Genomic DNA, 16,967 nt, shown 5'->3' on the forward strand with positions numbered 1-16,967 from the left:
AGCCGCCACCGGGCATTTTTACCGACGGCGCAACAGCCGCAACGCGTTCGCCGTAACCAGCACCGTCGCCCCCGTATCCGCCAGCACCGCCAGCCACAGGCCGGTCATGCCGAGCAGCGTGGTGACGAGGAATATCCCCTTCAGCCCCAGCGCAATCCCAATGTTCTGGCGGATGTTGGCGCGCGTCGCCCGCGCCAGGCTAATCATCTGCGCCAGCCCGGTCAGGCGGTTGTGGGTCAGCGCCGCATCCGCCGTCTCCAGCGCCACATCGGTGCCGCTGCCCATCGCAATGCCGATGGTGGAAGCCTTCATTGCCGGGGCATCGTTTATCCCGTCCCCGACCATCGCCAGCGGGGCATGACCGTTCAGCTCGGTTACCGCGCTGACTTTATCCGCAGGCAACAATCCGGCCTTAAACTCCAGCCCCAGCTCGCCGGCAATCGCCGCCGCCGCACGCGGGTTATCACCGGTCAGGATCACGCCCTGTACCCCCAGCCTGTGCAGCGCGTCGACGGCGTCTTTCGCATCGTCACGCAGGGTGTCGCGCAGCGCCAGCATGCCCATCGGTACACCGTCCTGCATCACGGCAACGACCGTCTGCCCGGCCTGCTCTAATGCCTCAACCTGTGGATTCGGGAACGCGCCTGCCGCGGCGATCAGCACTTTTTTGCCTTCGACCACAGCCTCAATCCCTGACCCGACCAGCGCTCGCTGGGCGGTTGCCGGAGGGATGGTCAGCCCGCGCCCCTTCGCTTCACGCACAATCGCCTGCGCCAGAGGGTGGGTGGAGCCCTGCTCCACGGCAGCGGCCAGCGTCAGCAGGGCGTCTTCACTGATGTCCTGCGGATACACGCCGGTCACCTGCGGCTTGCCGACGGTCAGCGTGCCGGTTTTATCGAAGGCGATGTGCTGAACCTGGCTCAGCTGTTCCAGCGCCGCGCCGCCCTTAATCAGCGCCCCGCGACGTGCCGCCGCCGCCAGCCCTGAGGTAATCGCCGCCGGGGTGGAGATCACCAGCGCACACGGACAGCCGATCAGCAGCAGCGTCAGCCCTTTGTAAATCCAGCCCTCCCACGGCGCGCCGAAGAACAGCGGCGGGACGACGGTGACCAGCAGCGCCACCAGCATGATGGCGGGGGTGTAAATCCGGCTGAAGCGATCGATAAAGCGTTCTACCGGCGCGCGGCGCTCCTCGGCTTCTTCTATCAGCCTGAGGATGCGGTCGATGGCGCTGTCGCCCGGTTCGGAAAGGACCGTCAGCAGCACCAGTCGGTCGACGCTGGTGGCGCCCGCAGGCACCTTTTCACCTGCCGCGCGCGCTACCGGGATGGATTCCCCGGTCAGGGCGCTTTCGTCAAAGCTCGCGGTGGCGGTAATGAGGGCCCCATCGGCTGGCAGACGTCCGCCTGCGGGCACTTCAATCACGTCGCCCGGGCGCAGGGTATTGATGGCGACCGTTTCACGCTGACCACGAATAACCCGCGTGGCGGTTTCCGGCTTCAGCGCCATCAGCGCGCTCACCCCTTTACGCGCCCGGCTCGCCGCCCAGCCCTCAAGGCGTTCGCCAATTAAGAACAGCAGCAGCACAATCGCCGCTTCGGCCGTCGCGCCAATAAACAGCGCCCCGATAGCCGCCACGCTCATCAGCGTTTCGATGGCAAACCAGCTGCCGCTTCTCATCAGACGCAGCGCCTGACGCGCAATAGGGAACAGGCCAACCAGCGTGGTGGCGATAAACGCCAGGTTGCCGAACGGGTGGTTGATTTGCTCCAGCCCCCAGCTCAGGGCCATCATGATGATGAGGGTAATGAGCGGCAGATTTTCTTTTAGCGGGGACGTTTTTTCTGCGGGCGCCGTTTCGCTGCGCAGGGTATAACCCGCTTTGCTGACGGCGGCTTCAACCTGTCTGCTGACGTCGTTTTCGGCGCTGACCAGCAGCTTTTCGGTAGCGAACAGCACCTGAACGTGTTTCACACCCGGCACCTGCTTCACCGCATTTTCCACTTTGCGGGCGCAGGCCGCGCAGTCCATGCCGTTGACCACCCAGCTATAGTGATTGCCGTTTTCAGGCAGCGCTTCGGTCCGGGTTTCGCACGCGCCCTCGCCGCAGCAGTCCTCTTTTGGCGGAACCGGGCTGAGCTTAAGTGCCGAGAATTGGGGAACTTTTTTAGGTATTTCTGGAGTCGACATGGCAGTCTCCGGTAATGATAATTTTCTCATTAACCGCAGCATACACTCTGGAGTCGACTCCAGAGTCAAGCGTTATTTAGATATACAGCGAACGTACAATCAGGAAGTGTCCGGCAAAGTAACAGGCGGCGGAAATCGCATTATCCGCACGGAAGCGGCGGCGATAGTGGCTGCCCAGCCAGACGATATTGCCCAACAGCAACAGTGCGGCACCAAAGAACGCAGACATTGCCGGAGCGGTCGGACGGAAGAACCACAGCTCGCCCGCCAGCCACACCATCACCAGCGTCATGGCGATAAACGTACAGACCGGGAGACGCATCTCTTCCAGACGCGACCAGATCACCGCGATCAGCAGGGCGCCAATCACCAGCAGCACCAGCGGCAGCGGCCAGAAGAAGGAGAGCGTCATCTGGCTGGCAAAGTAGATGGTATAGAGCAGATGCGACAGGAAGAACGCCCCCACGGCGTACAGCAGGCGCTGGCGCGGCAGCAGGGTTAAGGCATCGCCAATCAGGGAAGCACACAGCCCCGCGAGGACAAGATAGCTAACGGCGTTAAACATCGGGGCCTGCCAGGCAAGCAACAGCAGGAGTAATAGCGTGACGGGTTTAAACAACCAGCGCTGCCAGGCTGGGCCACGGTAAGACGCATCGACGTAAAGCCATGCGGAAAAACAGACAGCGATAAATGACCAAAGCATATTAACTCCCTGTAACTGTTGAGGCTGAATGATCAGTTCCTGATCCAGTGTAGTGACGCGAGCGGGCGTTTGGCAATGCCGGGGCAGGCGAGGTATCCTGAATTCCGCATAATCTGATGGGATTTTTCAATGAGCAAGATGCCGCTGTTTTTCATTATCGTGGTGGCGATTATCGTCATTGCCGCCTCGTTTCGCTTCGTGCAGCAGCGCCGTGAGAAGGCCGACAATGACGCCGCGCCGCTGATGCAAAAGCGCGTGGTGGTGACGAACAAGCGTGAGAAGCCGCTTAACGACCGCCGCTCCCGCCAGCAGCAGGTGACGCCAGCGGGCACAACGATGCGCTATGAAGCGAGCTTTAAGCCGGAAACCGGCGGGCTGGAGATGACCTTCCGCCTGGAGGCGCAGCAGTACCACCAGCTGACGGTGGGGGAGAAAGGCACGCTGAGTTACAAAGGGTCGCGGTTTGAAGGATTTGAACCGGAGCTGTAATTTTCCCCTCACCCCGGCCCTCTCCCAAGGGGAGAGGGTGTAATCGTCCCCTCTCCCCTTGGGAGAGGGTTAGGGTGAGGGGCCTACTTCTTCACCTGCGCCTTAAACTTCTTCATCCACACCAGCAGCTCAAACACGCCGAAAATAAACACCCGCAGCTGCTGCCAGCCGGTCATCGGTGGGCCATCTTTCGGCAGACCGTTTTTCAGCATCACCATCTGCAAGGCATGCATGAACGCGGTAAAAATCAGCGCCACGTTAATAAAGATATTCAGCGGACGCGGGAACGGGTGCACCAGATTCAAAATCAAAAATGCCCAGACGCCCAGCATCAGCACGCGCCCTACGTTAATCAGTACTGGCATCGGATCCTCCTTGTGCCTGACGGTGATACAGACGATAAGCCACCTGGCCGGCGACCTTCTCGCGGTGCAGATCCCAGTGAACGGGAACGGGCGGCAGGCCATTTTCCACTTCGCTTTCAACGTAAATCAGCGCGTCGTCTGCCAGCCAGCCATTTTTTTCCAGCAACGATAATGTCTCTTCCAGCAGCCCTTTACGGAACGGCGGGTCAACAAACACCACGTTGAAGGGCGTCCCCTGTTGGGCGAGGAAGCTCAGCGTGTTGGTATTCACCACTTTCGCGTTGGTTGCCTTCAGCGTAGCCAGATTTTGCTGCAACGTCTGCGCGACGCCGCGCTCCATCTCCAGCAGCGTGGCGCTGGCGGCATAACGCGACAGCGCTTCCAGCCCCAATGCACCGCTTCCGGCGAAGCAGTCCAGGCAGTTGGCGTCTACCATAGACGGGGCGAGCCAGTTAAACAGCGTCTCGCGAACGCGGTCCGTGGTGGGGCGTAAACCGGGGCTGTCCGGCACCGGTAATTTCCGGCCTCGCCACTGACCGCCGATAATGCGAATTTGACCGGCCGGGGCGCGGGTGGGTTTCTTCATCTCAGGAAAGCTCTGTTAACCATTGCCCTGCGATTGCGGGCGGTGATGTCAATTAAGTAAAGTGTTAGACTATTTCATCATTTTTTTAGCTTCCCTGTATATAGCGCCGCGAGGAGTGTAGTCGCAGATGGCAAAACAAAAAAAACGTGGCTTCTTTTCCTGGTTGGGTTTCGGTGAAAAAGAGCAAGAAACAGAACAGAAAACCGAGGAACAGCAGGTTGTAGAAGAGCCGTCACAGCCTGAAACGCCTGTCGAAACCGCTGCGGTTGTCGAAGCGGAAGAGCCAGCCCACAGCAAAGAAGAGATTGAATCCTTTGCCGAAGAGGTGGTTGAGGTTACTGAACAGGTTCAGGAGAGCGAAAAACCAGAGCCGGTTATCGTTGAAACCCTTAACGAAGCGCCGCAGGCCACTATCGAACACGAAGAGCTGCCGCTGCCGGAAGAGGTGAAAGCTGAAGAGGTTTCTGCCGAAGAGTGGCAGGCCGAAGCGGAAACCGTTGAAATTGTTGAGGCGGTGGAAGAAGAAGCGGCCCTTGAGCCAGAGCTGACCGACGAAGAGCTGGAAGCCCAGGCGCTGGCGGCGGAAGCGGCTGAAGAAGCGGTCATCGTCGTGCCGGTGGAAGCGCAGGCCGAAGAAGAGATCGTTCAGGAGCAAGAAAAACCGACTAAAGAAGGTTTCTTCGCGCGCCTGAAGCGCAGCCTGCTCAAAACCAAAGAAAATTTAGGTTCCGGATTTATCAGTCTGTTCCGCGGCAAAAAGATCGACGACGATCTGTTTGAGGAGCTGGAAGAGCAACTGCTGATTGCGGACGTGGGCGTGGAAACCACCCGGAAGATCATCGCCAACCTGACCGAAGGGGCGAGCCGCAAACAGCTGCGTGACGCCGAGGCGCTGTACGGCCTGCTGAAAGACGAGATGGGTGAAATTCTCGCAAAAGTTGACGAACCGCTTAATATTGAAGGAAAAATGCCGTTTGTTATCCTGATGGTTGGCGTCAACGGCGTGGGCAAAACCACCACCATCGGCAAGCTGGCGCGCCAGTTTGAGCAGCAGGGCAAATCGGTGATGCTGGCGGCGGGCGATACCTTCCGTGCGGCAGCGGTGGAACAGCTTCAGGTGTGGGGCCAGCGCAACAATATTCCGGTTATTGCTCAGCACACCGGCGCGGATTCCGCGTCCGTGATTTTCGATGCCATCCAGGCGGCGAAGTCGCGTAACGTGGACGTGCTGATTGCGGATACCGCAGGGCGTTTGCAGAACAAATCGCACCTGATGGAAGAGCTGAAGAAAATCGTTCGCGTCATGAAGAAGCTGGACGAAGATGCACCGCATGAAATTATGCTGACTATCGACGCCAGCACCGGACAGAACGCCATCAGCCAGGCGAAACTGTTCCATGAAGCGGTAGGACTGACCGGGATCGCGCTGACCAAGCTGGACGGGACCGCGAAAGGCGGGGTGATCTTCTCCGTGGCCGACCAGTTCGGCATTCCTATCCGTTACATCGGTGTGGGCGAGCGTATTGAGGATTTACGTCCGTTTAAAGCGGACGACTTTATTGAGGCACTATTTGCCCGAGAGGACTAACAATGATTCGCTTTGAACACGTCAGCAAGGCCTATCTCGGCGGGAGACAAGCGCTACAGGGGGTGACATTCCACCTCCAGCCAGGCGAGATGGCATTCCTGACCGGCCATTCCGGCGCGGGGAAAAGTACCCTGCTCAAGCTGATCTGTGGGATCGAGCGGCCAAGCGCCGGGAAAATCTGGTTCAGCGGCCATGAAATTAGCCGTCTTAAGAACCGTGAAGTGCCGTTCCTGCGTCGTCAGATTGGCATGATTTTCCAGGATCACCACCTGCTGATGGATCGCACGGTTTTCGATAACGTCGCGATCCCGCTGATTATTGCTGGCGCCAGTTACGATGATATCCGCCGTCGTGTTTCGGCGGCGCTGGATAAGGTCGGGCTGCTGGACAAAGCGAAGAACTTCCCGATCCAGCTCTCCGGCGGTGAGCAGCAGCGCGTGGGTATCGCCCGCGCGGTAGTGAACAAGCCTGCCGTTTTGCTGGCGGATGAACCGACCGGTAACCTGGACGATGCCCTCTCTGAAGGGATCCTGCGTCTGTTTGAGGAATTTAACCGCGTGGGGGTCACGGTACTGATGGCGACGCACGACATGGGGCTGATCTCCCGCCGTTCGTACCGCATGCTGACCCTGAGCGACGGGCATTTGCACGGAGGCCACGGTGAATAAGCGTGATGCAATGAACCAGATTCGGCAGTTCAGCAACCGGTTTGACCGTTTCCGCAAGCCTCAGGGCGGCGGGGACGGCAATCGCAATGCGCCTAAGCGTGCCAAAGCGGCACCGAAACCGAACTCCCGCAAAACCAACGTCTTTAACGAGCAGGTGCGGTACGCCTTCCAGGGCGCGTTGCAGGATCTGAAAAGCAAACCGCTGGCGACGTTCCTGACGGTGATGGTGATTGCCATCTCCCTGACGCTGCCCAGCGTCTGCTACATGGTTTACAAAAACGTAAACCAGGCGGCGTCCCAGTACTATCCGTCGCCGCAGATCACCGTTTATCTGGATAAAGCCCTCGACGATAACGCGGCGGCTCAGGTGGTGGGGCAGATTCAGGCCGAGCAGGGCGTGGAGAAGGTGAACTATCTTTCCCGCGATGAAGCGCTGGGTGAGTTCCGCAACTGGTCCGGATTCGGCGGCGCGCTGGATATGCTTGAAGAGAACCCGCTGCCCGCGGTGGCGGTGGTGATCCCGAAACTCGATTTCCAGGGCACGGATTCGCTCAACACCCTGCGCGACCGCATTACCCGCATTAACGGGATTGATGAAGTGCGCATGGACGACAGCTGGTTTGCCCGTCTTGCCGCCCTGACCGGGCTGGTAGGACGCGTGTCGGCGATGATCGGCGTGCTGATGGTGGCGGCGGTGTTCCTCGTCATCGGTAATAGCGTGCGCCTGAGCATCTTCGCCCGTCGCGATACCATCAACGTGCAGAAACTGATTGGCGCAACGGATGGTTTCATCCTCCGCCCATTCCTTTACGGCGGCGCGTTATTAGGTTTTTCTGGTGCATTTCTTTCATTGATATTGTCAGAAATTTTGGTGATGCGGCTGTCGTCTGCCGTGACTGAAGTGGCGCAGGTTTTCGGAACTAAGTTTGATATCAGTGGCTTAGGGTTCGATGAGTGCCTGCTGTTGCTGCTGGTGTGCTCCATGATCGGCTGGGTGGCGGCATGGCTGGCAACGGTTCAACATTTACGCCACTTTACTCCCGACTAATAAAAGCGTGATATAATCTTTCCCTGCACCGAGATGTTCGCTTGCAGGGAAAGCGTCCCTGTTGTCACTTCCCCTGTAATCATCTTCATGTCACATTTTGTGCGTAATTTATTCACTGTTGCACCTGGAACTTGTGGATAAAATCACTGTCTGATAAAAGAGTGAATGCTAATCTCGTTGCTCAAACGCTTTGGCATGGTTGTTGCCTGACGGGGACAACCTGGACCAGAAGAAACATTGAGAGGAATGAATGACCAAAGAAATGCAAACTTTAGCTTTAGCCCCTGTTGGTAACCTGGAATCTTACATCCGGGCTGCGAACACCTGGCCGATGTTAACGGCTGAGGAAGAAAAGGAGCTTGCTGAAAAGCTGCATTACCAGGGCGATCTGGAAGCAGCTAAAACGCTGATCCTGTCTCACCTGCGCTTTGTTGTTCACGTTGCTCGTAATTATGCGGGCTACGGCCTGCCGCAGGCGGACCTGATTCAGGAAGGTAACATTGGCCTGATGAAGGCGGTACGTCGCTTTAACCCGGAAGTGGGTGTGCGACTCGTCTCCTTCGCCGTGCACTGGATCAAAGCGGAAATTCACGAATACGTCCTGCGTAACTGGCGTATTGTGAAAGTCGCCACGACGAAAGCGCAGCGCAAACTGTTCTTCAACCTGCGTAAAACCAAGCAGCGTCTGGGCTGGTTCAATCAGGATGAAGTGGAAATGGTGGCGCGCGAGCTGGGCGTTTCCAGCAAAGACGTCCGCGAGATGGAATCCCGTATGGCCGCGCAGGACATGACGTTTGATATGTCTGCCGACGATGACGCGTCCGACAGCCAGCCGATGGCCCCGGTTCTGTATCTACAGGACAAAACCTCTAACTTTGCTGACGGCATTGAAGAGGATAACTGGGAAGACCAGGCGGCGAACAAGCTGACCTTCGCGATGGAAGGCCTCGACGAGCGTAGCCAGGATATTATTCGTGCCCGCTGGCTGGACGAAGATAACAAGTCCACGTTGCAGGAACTGGCCGACCGCTACGGCGTCTCCGCTGAACGTGTGCGTCAGCTTGAGAAAAACGCCATGAAAAAACTTCGCGCCGCTATCGAAGCGTAATTTCCGCGAAGTATACCGAGAACCCTCGAATGCAAATTCGGGGGTTTTGTTTTTTTAGCGCCCGCTCTGGCGAATTTCTTCCCCCTGGCAAACACTTACTGATGCGCTAAGCAGGCGACTTTCAGAGGGTGACAGGGTGAAAAATAACGAACTGAACGACCGGCGTTTACAGGCGACGCCGCGCGGTATCGGCGTCATGTGTAACTTCTATGCCGATAAAGCCGAAAACGCCACGGTGTGGGACGTGGAAGGTAACGAGTATATTGATTTTGCCGCCGGGATCGCCGTGCTGAATACCGGGCATCGACATCCTAAAGTTATCGCCGCCATCGAAAAACAGCTTCACGCCTTTACCCATACCGCTTATCAAATCGTCCCCTATGAAGGTTATGTGGCGCTTGCCGAGCGCATCAACCAGCGCGTACCCATAGAGGGGCCAGCCAAAACCGCCTTCTTCTCAACGGGGGCGGAAGCGGTCGAAAACGCGGTGAAAATCGCCCGCGCGTACACCAGACGTCCCGGCCTTATCACCTTCGGCGGCGCGTTCCACGGCCGTACCTTTATGACCATGGCGATGACCGGCAAAGTGGCGCCCTATAAGCTCGGCTTCGGCCCGTTCCCCGGCTCGGTGTACCACGCGCAATTCCCCAACAGCCTGCACGGGGTTAGTACCGCCGAAGCGCTAAAAAGCCTGGAGCGCATCTTCAAAGCCGATATCGCGCCCGATCAGGTGGCGGCAATCATTATTGAACCGGTTCAGGGCGAGGGCGGGTTCAACGTCGCGCCCGCTGATTTTATGCAGGCGCTGCGTGCCCTGTGCGATACCCACGGGATTTTACTGATTGCCGACGAAGTGCAAACCGGCTTCGCGCGTACCGGCAAGCTGTTCTCCATGGAAAATCACTGCGTGAAGCCCGATCTGATCACCATGGCGAAAAGCCTGGCGGGCGGGATGCCGCTCTCTGCCGTCTCTGGCCGGGCGGAGGTGATGGATGCGCCCGCGCCGGGTGGGTTGGGCGGCACCTACGCGGGTAACCCGCTGGCGATTGCGGCGGCCCATGCGGTGCTGGATGTGATTGACGAGGACGATCTCTGCACCCGCGCGGCGCATCTCGGGCATCATCTGGTCGAGGTGCTGAATAAAGCGAAGGATGGCTGTCCGTATATCGCCGATATCCGTGGGCAGGGCTCGATGGTGGCGGTAGAATTTACCGATCCGCAAACCGGACAGCCGTCGCCCGAATTTACCCGTCAGGTTCAGGAGCGCGCGTTGAACGAAGGGCTGCTGCTTTTGAGCTGCGGCGTTTACGGCAACGTTATTCGCTTCCTCTACCCGCTCACCATCCCCGAAGTGCAGTTCCGTAAAGCGCTGGATATTATTTCCGCCTCGCTGACACGATAAAGCCAAAAGCCCGGCTGAAATGACAGTTGGGCTTATCATATTTTCATTTCAAATTAGCTATTCCAAAATCATAAAAATGGGGTATGTTTTAGCAGAGTATGCTGAAAAAGCGCGAACAGCACGCCTATAACTGAAATAAAGCGCTACACAACAACATCACAACAATCGTTATAACCATAATAATGGGGAATCTCAGGATGAACATGAAGGGTAAAGCGTTACTGGCAGGATGTATCGCGTTGGCACTCAGCACTATGGCCCAGGCCGATATTAAAGTGGCCGTGGTGGGCGCGATGTCCGGTCCGGTAGCACAGTACGGCGACCAGGAATTTACCGGCGCGGAACAGGCGGTTGCAGACATTAATGCTAAGGGCGGCATCAAGGGCGAAAAGCTGCAAATCGTAAAATATGACGATGCCTGTGACCCGAAACAGGCGGTCGCGGTGGCGAACAAAGTGGTAAACGACGGGATCAAATACGTTATCGGTCACCTGTGCTCCTCTTCCACCCAGCCCGCGTCTGACATCTACGAAGACGAAGGCATTCTGATGATCACGCCGGCCGCGACGGCGCCAGAGCTGACCGCGCGCGGCTATAAGCTGATCCTGCGTACCACCGGTCTGGACTCCGATCAGGGGCCAACCGCCGCGAAATACATCGTGGAAAAAGTGAAGCCGCAGCGCATCGCGATTGTTCATGACAAACAGCAGTACGGCGAAGGCCTGGCCCGTGCGGTGCAGGATAACCTGAAAAAAGCGAACGCCAACGTGGTGTTCTTTGACGGTATCACCGCCGGTGAGAAAGACTTCTCGACCCTGGTCGCGCGTCTGAAGAAAGAAAATATCGATTTCGTTTACTACGGCGGCTACCACCCGGAAATGGGGCAGATCCTGCGCCAGGCGCGTGCGGCGGGTCTGAAGACGCAGTTCATGGGGCCAGAAGGTGTCGCGAACGTTTCCCTGTCTAATATCGCGGGTGAATCCGCTGAAGGGCTGCTGGTGACCAAACCGAAGAACTACGACCAGGTGCCTGCGAACAAACCTGTTGTCGATGCCATCAAGGCGAAGAAACAGGATCCAAGTGGTGCGTTCGTCTGGACCACCTACGCAGCGTTGCAGTCTCTGCAAGCGGGCCTGAACCAGTCAGCCGATCCGGCGGAGATTGCCACCTGGCTGAAAGCGAACTCGGTGGAAACCGTGATGGGGCCGCTGTCCTGGGATGAGAAGGGCGATTTGAAGGGCTTCGAGTTCGGCGTGTTTGACTGGCATGCCAACGGCACGGCGACTGACGCAAAATAAACGTAAAAAGGCAACGCAAGTTGCCTTTTTTAATGTTTTCTCCCTCTCCCCGTGGGCTGAGGGATCCCCAGTAATTTGAAAGCAAAAGCGATAACGTTGCCTCAGAATAACTGAGGGCTTTCAGCGATGCCTCGGTCCGGCTGTAAATCGCTGAGGCGTTTCCTGTAGGCCGGGGCGAGGCGCAGGGATGCGCCGAGAGGGCGGGCTTTACAGGGATGTTACCTCCGCCCGTCCCCGATAAGCCGGAAGGAATATGCCGAAGGCACCGCGAAGCGGCGATTTACCGCCGGAAGCCCGGGTCGCCAGGGTGGTGGCGACTGAGCCACCCTGGCACGTTCACCGGTCATGTCGTGACAGAGTAGCAAGGAACATAAAGTGAACGGAATGACCACCAGAGCCGTATGTTCCCCCTCACCCCAGCCCTCTCCCTCAAGGGAGAGGGGGCCGTCTGTGCAGGTATTATTTTGTGGGGAACCCTCAGCCCCGTGGGAGAGGGCCGGGGTGAGGGCATCAGCCCGCTCAGCCCTCTTTTGCCCGGTGGCGCTTCGCTTGCCGGGCCTACAATGAGCACCTCGCAGCCGCCACCCGGCTTTCTTTTAGCGCTTCTCCCACCCGTTCGCCTGCGCCGTAAACCCTAACGCCTGCATAAACGCCGCCATCACGCCGCGATCCTCTACGCCCACGTCGGCCATCCACCAGGAGGTTACGCTCGGGTTTTCGCGGATCACCTCTTCAATCAAATACTGCCCGACCCCGCGACGACGGGTCACGTCGCGCACGCGCAGGGAGTCCAGCGCCCCTTCCGTGCCGCTCAGCGTTATGCGGACGGCGGCCAGCAGACGTTCATTAAAACGCGTGGCATAGATGCGATGGTTTTCATCGACGGCCAGCGATGAAGGGGAATATTCCGGCCAGATCTTGCCCAGGTCGATACGATCCTGGTCGCTAAAGGTCACCAGACGCACGATAGTCAGTTTCATTAGCTGCTTGTCCAAATCAAAAAGAGTAGGGCCAGTGTACTCAATTTATTTGCTCAGGCGCTTTCTCTTTTTCTTCCCATTTACCAGGTGATTAGTTTTTTGGCAGCGCGATGGGCAGTTTGAAAACACATGGATCGAAAAATAAGCAGAATTTTAACCTGAAGGGCAGTGATTTATTCGGCGCTTTGTACCGTTATTTTATGCTGCAAACCGCGCTTTTATTTGTTTATCTCCGCCTGATTTCAGAATATTATCTTTGCTTAATCGCCTGAAAAATAGAGATTTTAGTCTGGTTTTTGACAAAAAACTGCGCTAAACCATTAAAGGCACTGGTAAAAATAGCGTTGTTCATAAAAAGTACAGAATGCTTTTTAACCATAATAAAACAAAATATAAACATGACATCACGAATGGGGATTCAGAGATGAAAAGGAACGCGAAGACGTTAATCGCGGGGATGGTCGCACTGTCGATCTCGCATGCCGCTATGGCAGACGACATTAAAGTTGCGGTAGTGGGGGCGATGTCCGGCCCTGTTGCCCAGTGGGGTGACATGGAGTTCAACGGCGCGCGTCAGGCCATCAAAGATATCAACGCCAAAGGCGGCATCAAAGGCGACAAGCTGGTAGGCGTGGAGTATGACGACGCCTGCGATCCTAAACAGGCCGTCGCGGTCGCCAATAAAATCGTTAACGACGGTATCCAGTACGTCATCGGGCACCTGTGTTCTTCCTCCACGCAGCCTGCGTCTGATATCTACGAAGACGAAGGCATTCTGATGATCACCCCGGGTGCCACCAACCCGGAACTGACCCAGCGCGGCTACCAGCACATCATGCGTACCGCCGGTCTGGACTCCTCTCAGGGGCCAACCGCCGCCAAATACATCCTCGAAACCGTTAAGCCGCAGCGTATCGCCATCATCCATGATAAGCAGCAGTACGGCGAAGGCCTGGCGCGTTCCGTACAGGACGGCCTGAAAAAAGGCGGGGCGAATATCGTCTTCTTCGACGGCATTACCGCCGGTGAGAAAGACTTCTCCGCGCTGATCGCCCGCCTGCAAAAAGAGAATATCGACTTCGTTTACTACGGCGGCTACTACCCGGAAATGGGGCAGATGCTGCGCCAGGCGCGCGCCACCGGCCTGAAAACCCAGTTTATGGGGCCAGAGGGCGTCGGTAATGCCTCCCTGTCCAACATCGCGGGCGATTCTGCCGAAGGCATGCTGGTGACGATGCCAAAACGCTATGACCAGGATCCGGCGAATAAGGCTATCGTGGATGCGCTCAAGGCGCAGAAGAAAGATCCGAGCGGTCCGTACGTCTGGATCACCTACGCGGCCGTGCAGTCTCTGGCCACCGCGCTGGACCGTACCGGCAGTAAAGAGCCGCTGGATCTGGTGAAAGATTTAAAAGCACACGGGGCGAACACCGTGATTGGGCCGCTGAACTGGGATGAGAAAGGCGATCTGAAGGGATTTGAGTTTGGTGTCTTTAAGTGGCACGCCGACGGGTCTTCCTCGGTCGCCAAATAATCATCCCACCGCCCGGCTCACCGGGCGGGTATAAAAAGGTTTTCTTATGTCCGAGCAGTTTCTCTACTTCTTGCAGCAGATGTTTAACGGCGTCACGCTGGGAAGCACCTACGCGCTGATCGCCATCGGCTACACGATGGTTTACGGCATTATCGGCATGATCAACTTCGCCCACGGCGAGGTGTACATGATCGGTAGCTACGTCTCCTTTATGATTATCGCCGCGCTGATGATGATGGGCATCGACAGCAGCTGGCTGCTGGTGGCCGCCGGGTTTGTCGGCGCGATTGTGATCGCCAGCGCCTACGGCTGGAGTATTGAACGGGTGGCCTACCGGCCGGTGCGCAGCTCCAAGCGCCTGATCGCGCTGATCTCCGCCATCGGTATGTCCATTTTCCTGCAAAACTACGTCAGCCTGACCGAAGGTTCACGCGACGTAGCGCTGCCAAGCCTGTTTAACGGCCAGTGGATTGTGGGGGCCAGCGAAAACTTCTCTGCCACCATCACCACCATGCAGCTGGTTATCTGGGTTGTGACCTTTATTGCCATGCTGGCCCTGACCCTGTTCATCCGCTACTCCCGCATGGGACGCGCCTGCCGCGCCTGCGCGGAAGATCTGAAGATGGCGAGCCTGCTCGGGATTAACACCGACCGCGTGATTGCCCTGACCTTCGTGATCGGCGCAGCGATGGCGGCGGTGGCTGGCGTGTTGCTCGGCCAGTTCTACGGCGTAATCAACCCGTACATCGGCTTTATGGCCGGGATGAAAGCCTTCACCGCGGCGGTACTGGGCGGCATCGGCAGCATTCCGGGCGCGATGATCGGCGGCCTGATCCTGGGCGTGGCCGAAGCGCTCTCCTCGGCGTACCTGAGCACCGAATATAAAGATGTGGTGTCGTTTGCCCTGCTGATTCTGGTTCTGCTGGTAATGCCTACCGGTATTCTGGGCCGTCCGGAGGTAGAGAAAGTATGAAACCGATGCATTTTGCGATGGCGCTGCTCTCTGCCGCCATGTTCTTCGTCCTGGCGGGCGTCTTTATGGGCGTCCAGTTAGGACTGGACGGCACGAAGCTGGTGGTGGATACCGCTCCCGACATCCGCTGGCAGTGGGTGTTTATCGGCACCGCGGTGGTGTTCTTGTTCCAGCTGTTGCGTCCGCTGTTCCAGAAGACGCTGAAAAACGTCTCCGGGCCGAAATTCGTCCTGCCGGCGATCGACGGTACAACGGTGAAACAGAAGCTGTTCCTGGTGGCGCTGCTGGTGGCTGCCGTGGCGTGGCCGTTTATGGTCTCGCGCGGGACGGTGGATATTGCCACTCTGACCATGATCTACGTGATTCTGGGGCTCGGTCTGAACGTGGTGGTGGGGCTGTCTGGCCTGCTGGTGCTGGGCTACGGCGGGTTCTACGCCATCGGCGCGTACACCTTCGCGCTGCTGAACCACTATTACGGCCTCGGCTTCTGGACCTGTCTGCCGCTGGCGGGGCTGGTCTCTGCCGCGGCGGGCTTCCTGCTCGGCTTCCCGGTGCTGCGCCTGCGCGGTGACTATCTGGCGATTGTGACCTTAGGCTTCGGCGAAATCGTCCGTATTCTGCTGCTCAACAATACCGAAGTGACCGGCGGTCCGAACGGCATCAGCCAGATCCCGAAACCGACCTTCTTCGGCCTGGAGTTCAGCCGTACCGCCCGTGAAGGCGGCTGGGATACCTTCAGCAATTTCTTTGGCATCAAGTACGATCCGTCCGACCGCGTGATCTGGCTCTATCTGGTGGCGCTGCTGCTGGTGGTGATTACCCTGTTTGTGATCAACCGTCTGCTGCGCATGCCGCTGGGCCGCGCGTGGGAAGCGCTGCGCGAAGATGAGATCGCCTGCCGCTCCCTGGGCCTGAACCCGACCCGCATCAAGCTGACCGCATTTACCATCAGCGCCGCGTTTGCCGGTTTCGCCGGGACGCTGTTTGCCGCACGTCAGGGCTTCGTCAGCCCGGAATCGTTCACCTTTGCCGAATCCGCCTTTGTGCTGGCGATTGTGGTGCTCGGTGGAATGGGCTCGCAGTTCGCCGTGATCCTCGCGGCTATCCTGCTGGTGGTCTCCCGCGAGCTGATGCGCGACTTTAACGAATACAGCATGTTAATGCTGGGTGGTTTGATGGTGCTGATGATGATCTGGCGTCCGCAGGGTCTGCTGCCGATGACCCGTCCACAGCTGAAGCTGAAACGCACACAGGCGAAAGGAGAGCAGGCATGAAGCCTTTATTATCCGTTAACGGCCTGATGATGCGTTTTGGCGGCCTGCTGGCGGTCAACAATGTGAATCTGGATCTGCACAAGAAAGAGATTGTCTCCCTGATTGGCCCGAACGGCGCGGGAAAAACCACGGTCTTTAACTGTTTGACCGGCTTCTACAAGCCGACGGGCGGCACCATCATGCTGCGCGACCAGCACCTTGAAGGGCTGCCGGGCCAGCAGATTGCCCGCATGGGCGTGGTGCGTACCTTCCAGCACGTGCGTCTGTTCCGCGAGATGACGGTGATTGAGAACCTGCTGGTGGCACAGCATCAGCAGCTGAAAACCGGGCTGTTCTCCGGCCTGCTGAAAACCCCGGCCTTTCGCCGCACGCAGGAGGAGGCGCTCGACCGCGCCGCGACCTGGCTCGACCGTATCGGCCTGCTCCAGCACGCTAACCGTCAGGCGAGCAACCTCGCTTACGGGGATCAGCGTCGCCTTGAGATCGTGCGCTGTATGGTGACCCAGCCGGAGATCCTGATGCTCGACGAACCAGCGGCAGGTCTCAATCCGAAAGAGACCAAAGAGCTGGACGAGCTGATTGCCGAGCTGCGCGACCATCACGACACCACCATCCTGCTGATTGAGCATGACATGAAGCTGGTGATGGGCATTTCGGACCGTATCTACGTGGTAAACCAGGGCACGCCGCTGGCAAACGGCACGCCGGAAGAGATCCGCAACAACCCGGACGTGATCCGCGCATACCTTGGTGAGGCATAA

General features: G+C 57.9%; 16 protein-coding genes. 11 read left to right on the forward strand and 5 right to left on the reverse strand.

Annotation, left to right across the window (positions count from 1 at the left end; all coding sequences use genetic code 11):
- Positions 1-18: 18 nt before the first annotated feature.
- Positions 19-2,190 carry a Zn(II)/Cd(II)/Pb(II) translocating P-type ATPase ZntA gene (gene zntA / locus H2Z33_RS09720; RefSeq protein ID WP_063135393.1) on the reverse strand — a complete coding sequence of 724 codons (2,172 nt, stop codon included), beginning with the start codon at positions 2,188-2,190 and terminating at the stop codon, positions 19-21.
- A gap of 76 nt (positions 2,191-2,266) precedes the next feature.
- Positions 2,267-2,893 (reverse strand): lysoplasmalogenase, encoded by a 627-nt coding sequence (locus H2Z33_RS09725; protein ID WP_003861515.1) that lies wholly within the window; start codon positions 2,891-2,893, stop codon positions 2,267-2,269.
- 129 nt (positions 2,894-3,022) lie between these two features.
- Between H2Z33_RS09725 and H2Z33_RS09730 the strand changes: the two genes are divergently transcribed.
- Positions 3,023-3,382 carry a DUF2500 domain-containing protein gene (locus H2Z33_RS09730; protein ID WP_017384123.1) on the forward strand — a complete coding sequence of 120 codons (360 nt, stop codon included), beginning with the start codon at positions 3,023-3,025 and terminating at the stop codon, positions 3,380-3,382.
- An 83-nt stretch (positions 3,383-3,465) separates the two neighbouring features.
- On the opposite strand, the gene H2Z33_RS09735 is transcribed toward H2Z33_RS09730, so the two are convergent.
- Positions 3,466-3,747, reverse strand: a complete 282-nt coding sequence (locus H2Z33_RS09735) for a DUF1145 family protein (protein WP_015571478.1) — start codon at positions 3,745-3,747, stop codon at positions 3,466-3,468.
- Positions 3,731-4,333, reverse strand: a complete 603-nt coding sequence (gene rsmD, locus H2Z33_RS09740; protein WP_015571477.1) for a 16S rRNA (guanine(966)-N(2))-methyltransferase — start codon at positions 4,331-4,333, stop codon at positions 3,731-3,733. Before rsmD ends, H2Z33_RS09735 begins: the two co-directional genes overlap by 17 nt.
- A gap of 127 nt (positions 4,334-4,460) precedes the next feature.
- On the opposite strand from rsmD, the gene ftsY reads away from it, so the two are divergent.
- From ftsY to livJ, 6 genes are all read left to right on the forward strand, one after another.
- Positions 4,461-5,921, forward strand: coding sequence for a signal recognition particle-docking protein FtsY (gene ftsY, locus H2Z33_RS09745; RefSeq protein WP_015571476.1), 1,461 nt, complete (start codon positions 4,461-4,463; stop codon positions 5,919-5,921).
- 2 nt (positions 5,922-5,923) lie between these two features.
- The gene (gene ftsE, locus H2Z33_RS09750) at positions 5,924-6,589 is read left to right on the forward strand and encodes a cell division ATP-binding protein FtsE (RefSeq protein WP_006812284.1); all 666 of its coding nucleotides are present in this window, start codon (positions 5,924-5,926) and stop codon (positions 6,587-6,589) included.
- A complete protein-coding gene (gene ftsX, locus H2Z33_RS09755; RefSeq protein WP_017384126.1) occupies positions 6,582-7,637 on the forward strand; it encodes a permease-like cell division protein FtsX in 1,056 nt (351 codons plus the stop codon). The genes ftsE and ftsX overlap by 8 nt, the downstream gene beginning before the upstream one ends.
- Positions 7,638-7,887: 250 nt before the next feature.
- Positions 7,888-8,745 carry an RNA polymerase sigma factor RpoH gene (rpoH, locus tag H2Z33_RS09760; protein ID WP_000159624.1) on the forward strand — a complete coding sequence of 286 codons (858 nt, stop codon included), beginning with the start codon at positions 7,888-7,890 and terminating at the stop codon, positions 8,743-8,745.
- 136 nt (positions 8,746-8,881) lie between these two features.
- A complete protein-coding gene (locus tag H2Z33_RS09765) occupies positions 8,882-10,147 on the forward strand; it encodes a 4-aminobutyrate--2-oxoglutarate transaminase (protein ID WP_032655388.1) in 1,266 nt (421 codons plus the stop codon).
- Positions 10,148-10,344: 197 nt separating this feature from the next.
- Positions 10,345-11,445 carry a branched chain amino acid ABC transporter substrate-binding protein LivJ gene (gene livJ, locus H2Z33_RS09770; RefSeq protein ID WP_074133822.1) on the forward strand — a complete coding sequence of 367 codons (1,101 nt, stop codon included), beginning with the start codon at positions 10,345-10,347 and terminating at the stop codon, positions 11,443-11,445.
- Between the two features lie 596 nt (positions 11,446-12,041).
- Here livJ and panM read toward each other — a convergent pair.
- A complete protein-coding gene (gene panM, locus H2Z33_RS09775) occupies positions 12,042-12,425 on the reverse strand; it encodes an aspartate 1-decarboxylase autocleavage activator PanM (protein WP_063135391.1) in 384 nt (127 codons plus the stop codon).
- 424 nt (positions 12,426-12,849) lie between these two features.
- On the opposite strand from panM, the gene livK reads away from it, so the two are divergent.
- From livK to livG, 4 genes are read left to right on the forward strand one after another with little or no spacing between them, the layout of a single operon-like run.
- On the forward strand, positions 12,850-13,959 hold the full coding sequence (livK, locus tag H2Z33_RS09780) for a high-affinity branched-chain amino acid ABC transporter substrate-binding protein LivK (protein ID WP_023295547.1): 1,110 nt from the start codon (positions 12,850-12,852) through the stop codon (positions 13,957-13,959).
- Between the two features lie 46 nt (positions 13,960-14,005).
- Positions 14,006-14,932 (forward strand): high-affinity branched-chain amino acid ABC transporter permease LivH, encoded by a 927-nt coding sequence (livH, locus tag H2Z33_RS09785; protein ID WP_015571470.1) that lies wholly within the window; start codon positions 14,006-14,008, stop codon positions 14,930-14,932.
- Positions 14,929-16,206, forward strand: a complete 1,278-nt coding sequence (locus H2Z33_RS09790) for a high-affinity branched-chain amino acid ABC transporter permease LivM (RefSeq protein ID WP_003861542.1) — start codon at positions 14,929-14,931, stop codon at positions 16,204-16,206. Before livH ends, H2Z33_RS09790 begins: the two co-directional genes overlap by 4 nt.
- Positions 16,203-16,967, forward strand: a complete 765-nt coding sequence (gene livG / locus H2Z33_RS09795; protein WP_003861544.1) for a high-affinity branched-chain amino acid ABC transporter ATP-binding protein LivG — start codon at positions 16,203-16,205, stop codon at positions 16,965-16,967. Before H2Z33_RS09790 ends, livG begins: the two co-directional genes overlap by 4 nt.

Source organism: Enterobacter sp. YSU, assembly GCF_016082135.1.
Classification (GTDB): domain Bacteria; phylum Pseudomonadota; class Gammaproteobacteria; order Enterobacterales; family Enterobacteriaceae; genus Enterobacter; species Enterobacter hormaechei_C.

Bases quoted from the DNA above. Each gene is read 5' to 3' on its own strand.
- zntA (WP_063135393.1), bottom strand. From the start codon at position 2,190: ATGTCGACTCCAGAAATACCTAAAAAAGTTCCCCAATTCTCGGCACTT.
- H2Z33_RS09725 (WP_003861515.1), bottom strand. From the start codon at position 2,893: ATGCTTTGGTCATTTATCGCTGTCTGTTTTTCCGCATGGCTTTACGTC.
- H2Z33_RS09730 (WP_017384123.1), top strand. From the start codon at position 3,023: ATGAGCAAGATGCCGCTGTTTTTCATTATCGTGGTGGCGATTATCGTC.
- H2Z33_RS09735 (WP_015571478.1), bottom strand. From the start codon at position 3,747: ATGCCAGTACTGATTAACGTAGGGCGCGTGCTGATGCTGGGCGTCTGG.
- rsmD (WP_015571477.1), bottom strand. From the start codon at position 4,333: ATGAAGAAACCCACCCGCGCCCCGGCCGGTCAAATTCGCATTATCGGC.
- ftsY (WP_015571476.1), top strand. From the start codon at position 4,461: ATGGCAAAACAAAAAAAACGTGGCTTCTTTTCCTGGTTGGGTTTCGGT.
- ftsE (WP_006812284.1), top strand. From the start codon at position 5,924: ATGATTCGCTTTGAACACGTCAGCAAGGCCTATCTCGGCGGGAGACAA.
- rpoH (WP_000159624.1), top strand. From the start codon at position 7,888: ATGACCAAAGAAATGCAAACTTTAGCTTTAGCCCCTGTTGGTAACCTG.
- livJ (WP_074133822.1), top strand. From the start codon at position 10,345: ATGAACATGAAGGGTAAAGCGTTACTGGCAGGATGTATCGCGTTGGCA.
- panM (WP_063135391.1), bottom strand. From the start codon at position 12,425: ATGAAACTGACTATCGTGCGTCTGGTGACCTTTAGCGACCAGGATCGT.
- livK (WP_023295547.1), top strand. From the start codon at position 12,850: ATGAAAAGGAACGCGAAGACGTTAATCGCGGGGATGGTCGCACTGTCG.
- livH (WP_015571470.1), top strand. From the start codon at position 14,006: ATGTCCGAGCAGTTTCTCTACTTCTTGCAGCAGATGTTTAACGGCGTC.
- H2Z33_RS09790 (WP_003861542.1), top strand. From the start codon at position 14,929: ATGAAACCGATGCATTTTGCGATGGCGCTGCTCTCTGCCGCCATGTTC.
- livG (WP_003861544.1), top strand. From the start codon at position 16,203: ATGAAGCCTTTATTATCCGTTAACGGCCTGATGATGCGTTTTGGCGGC.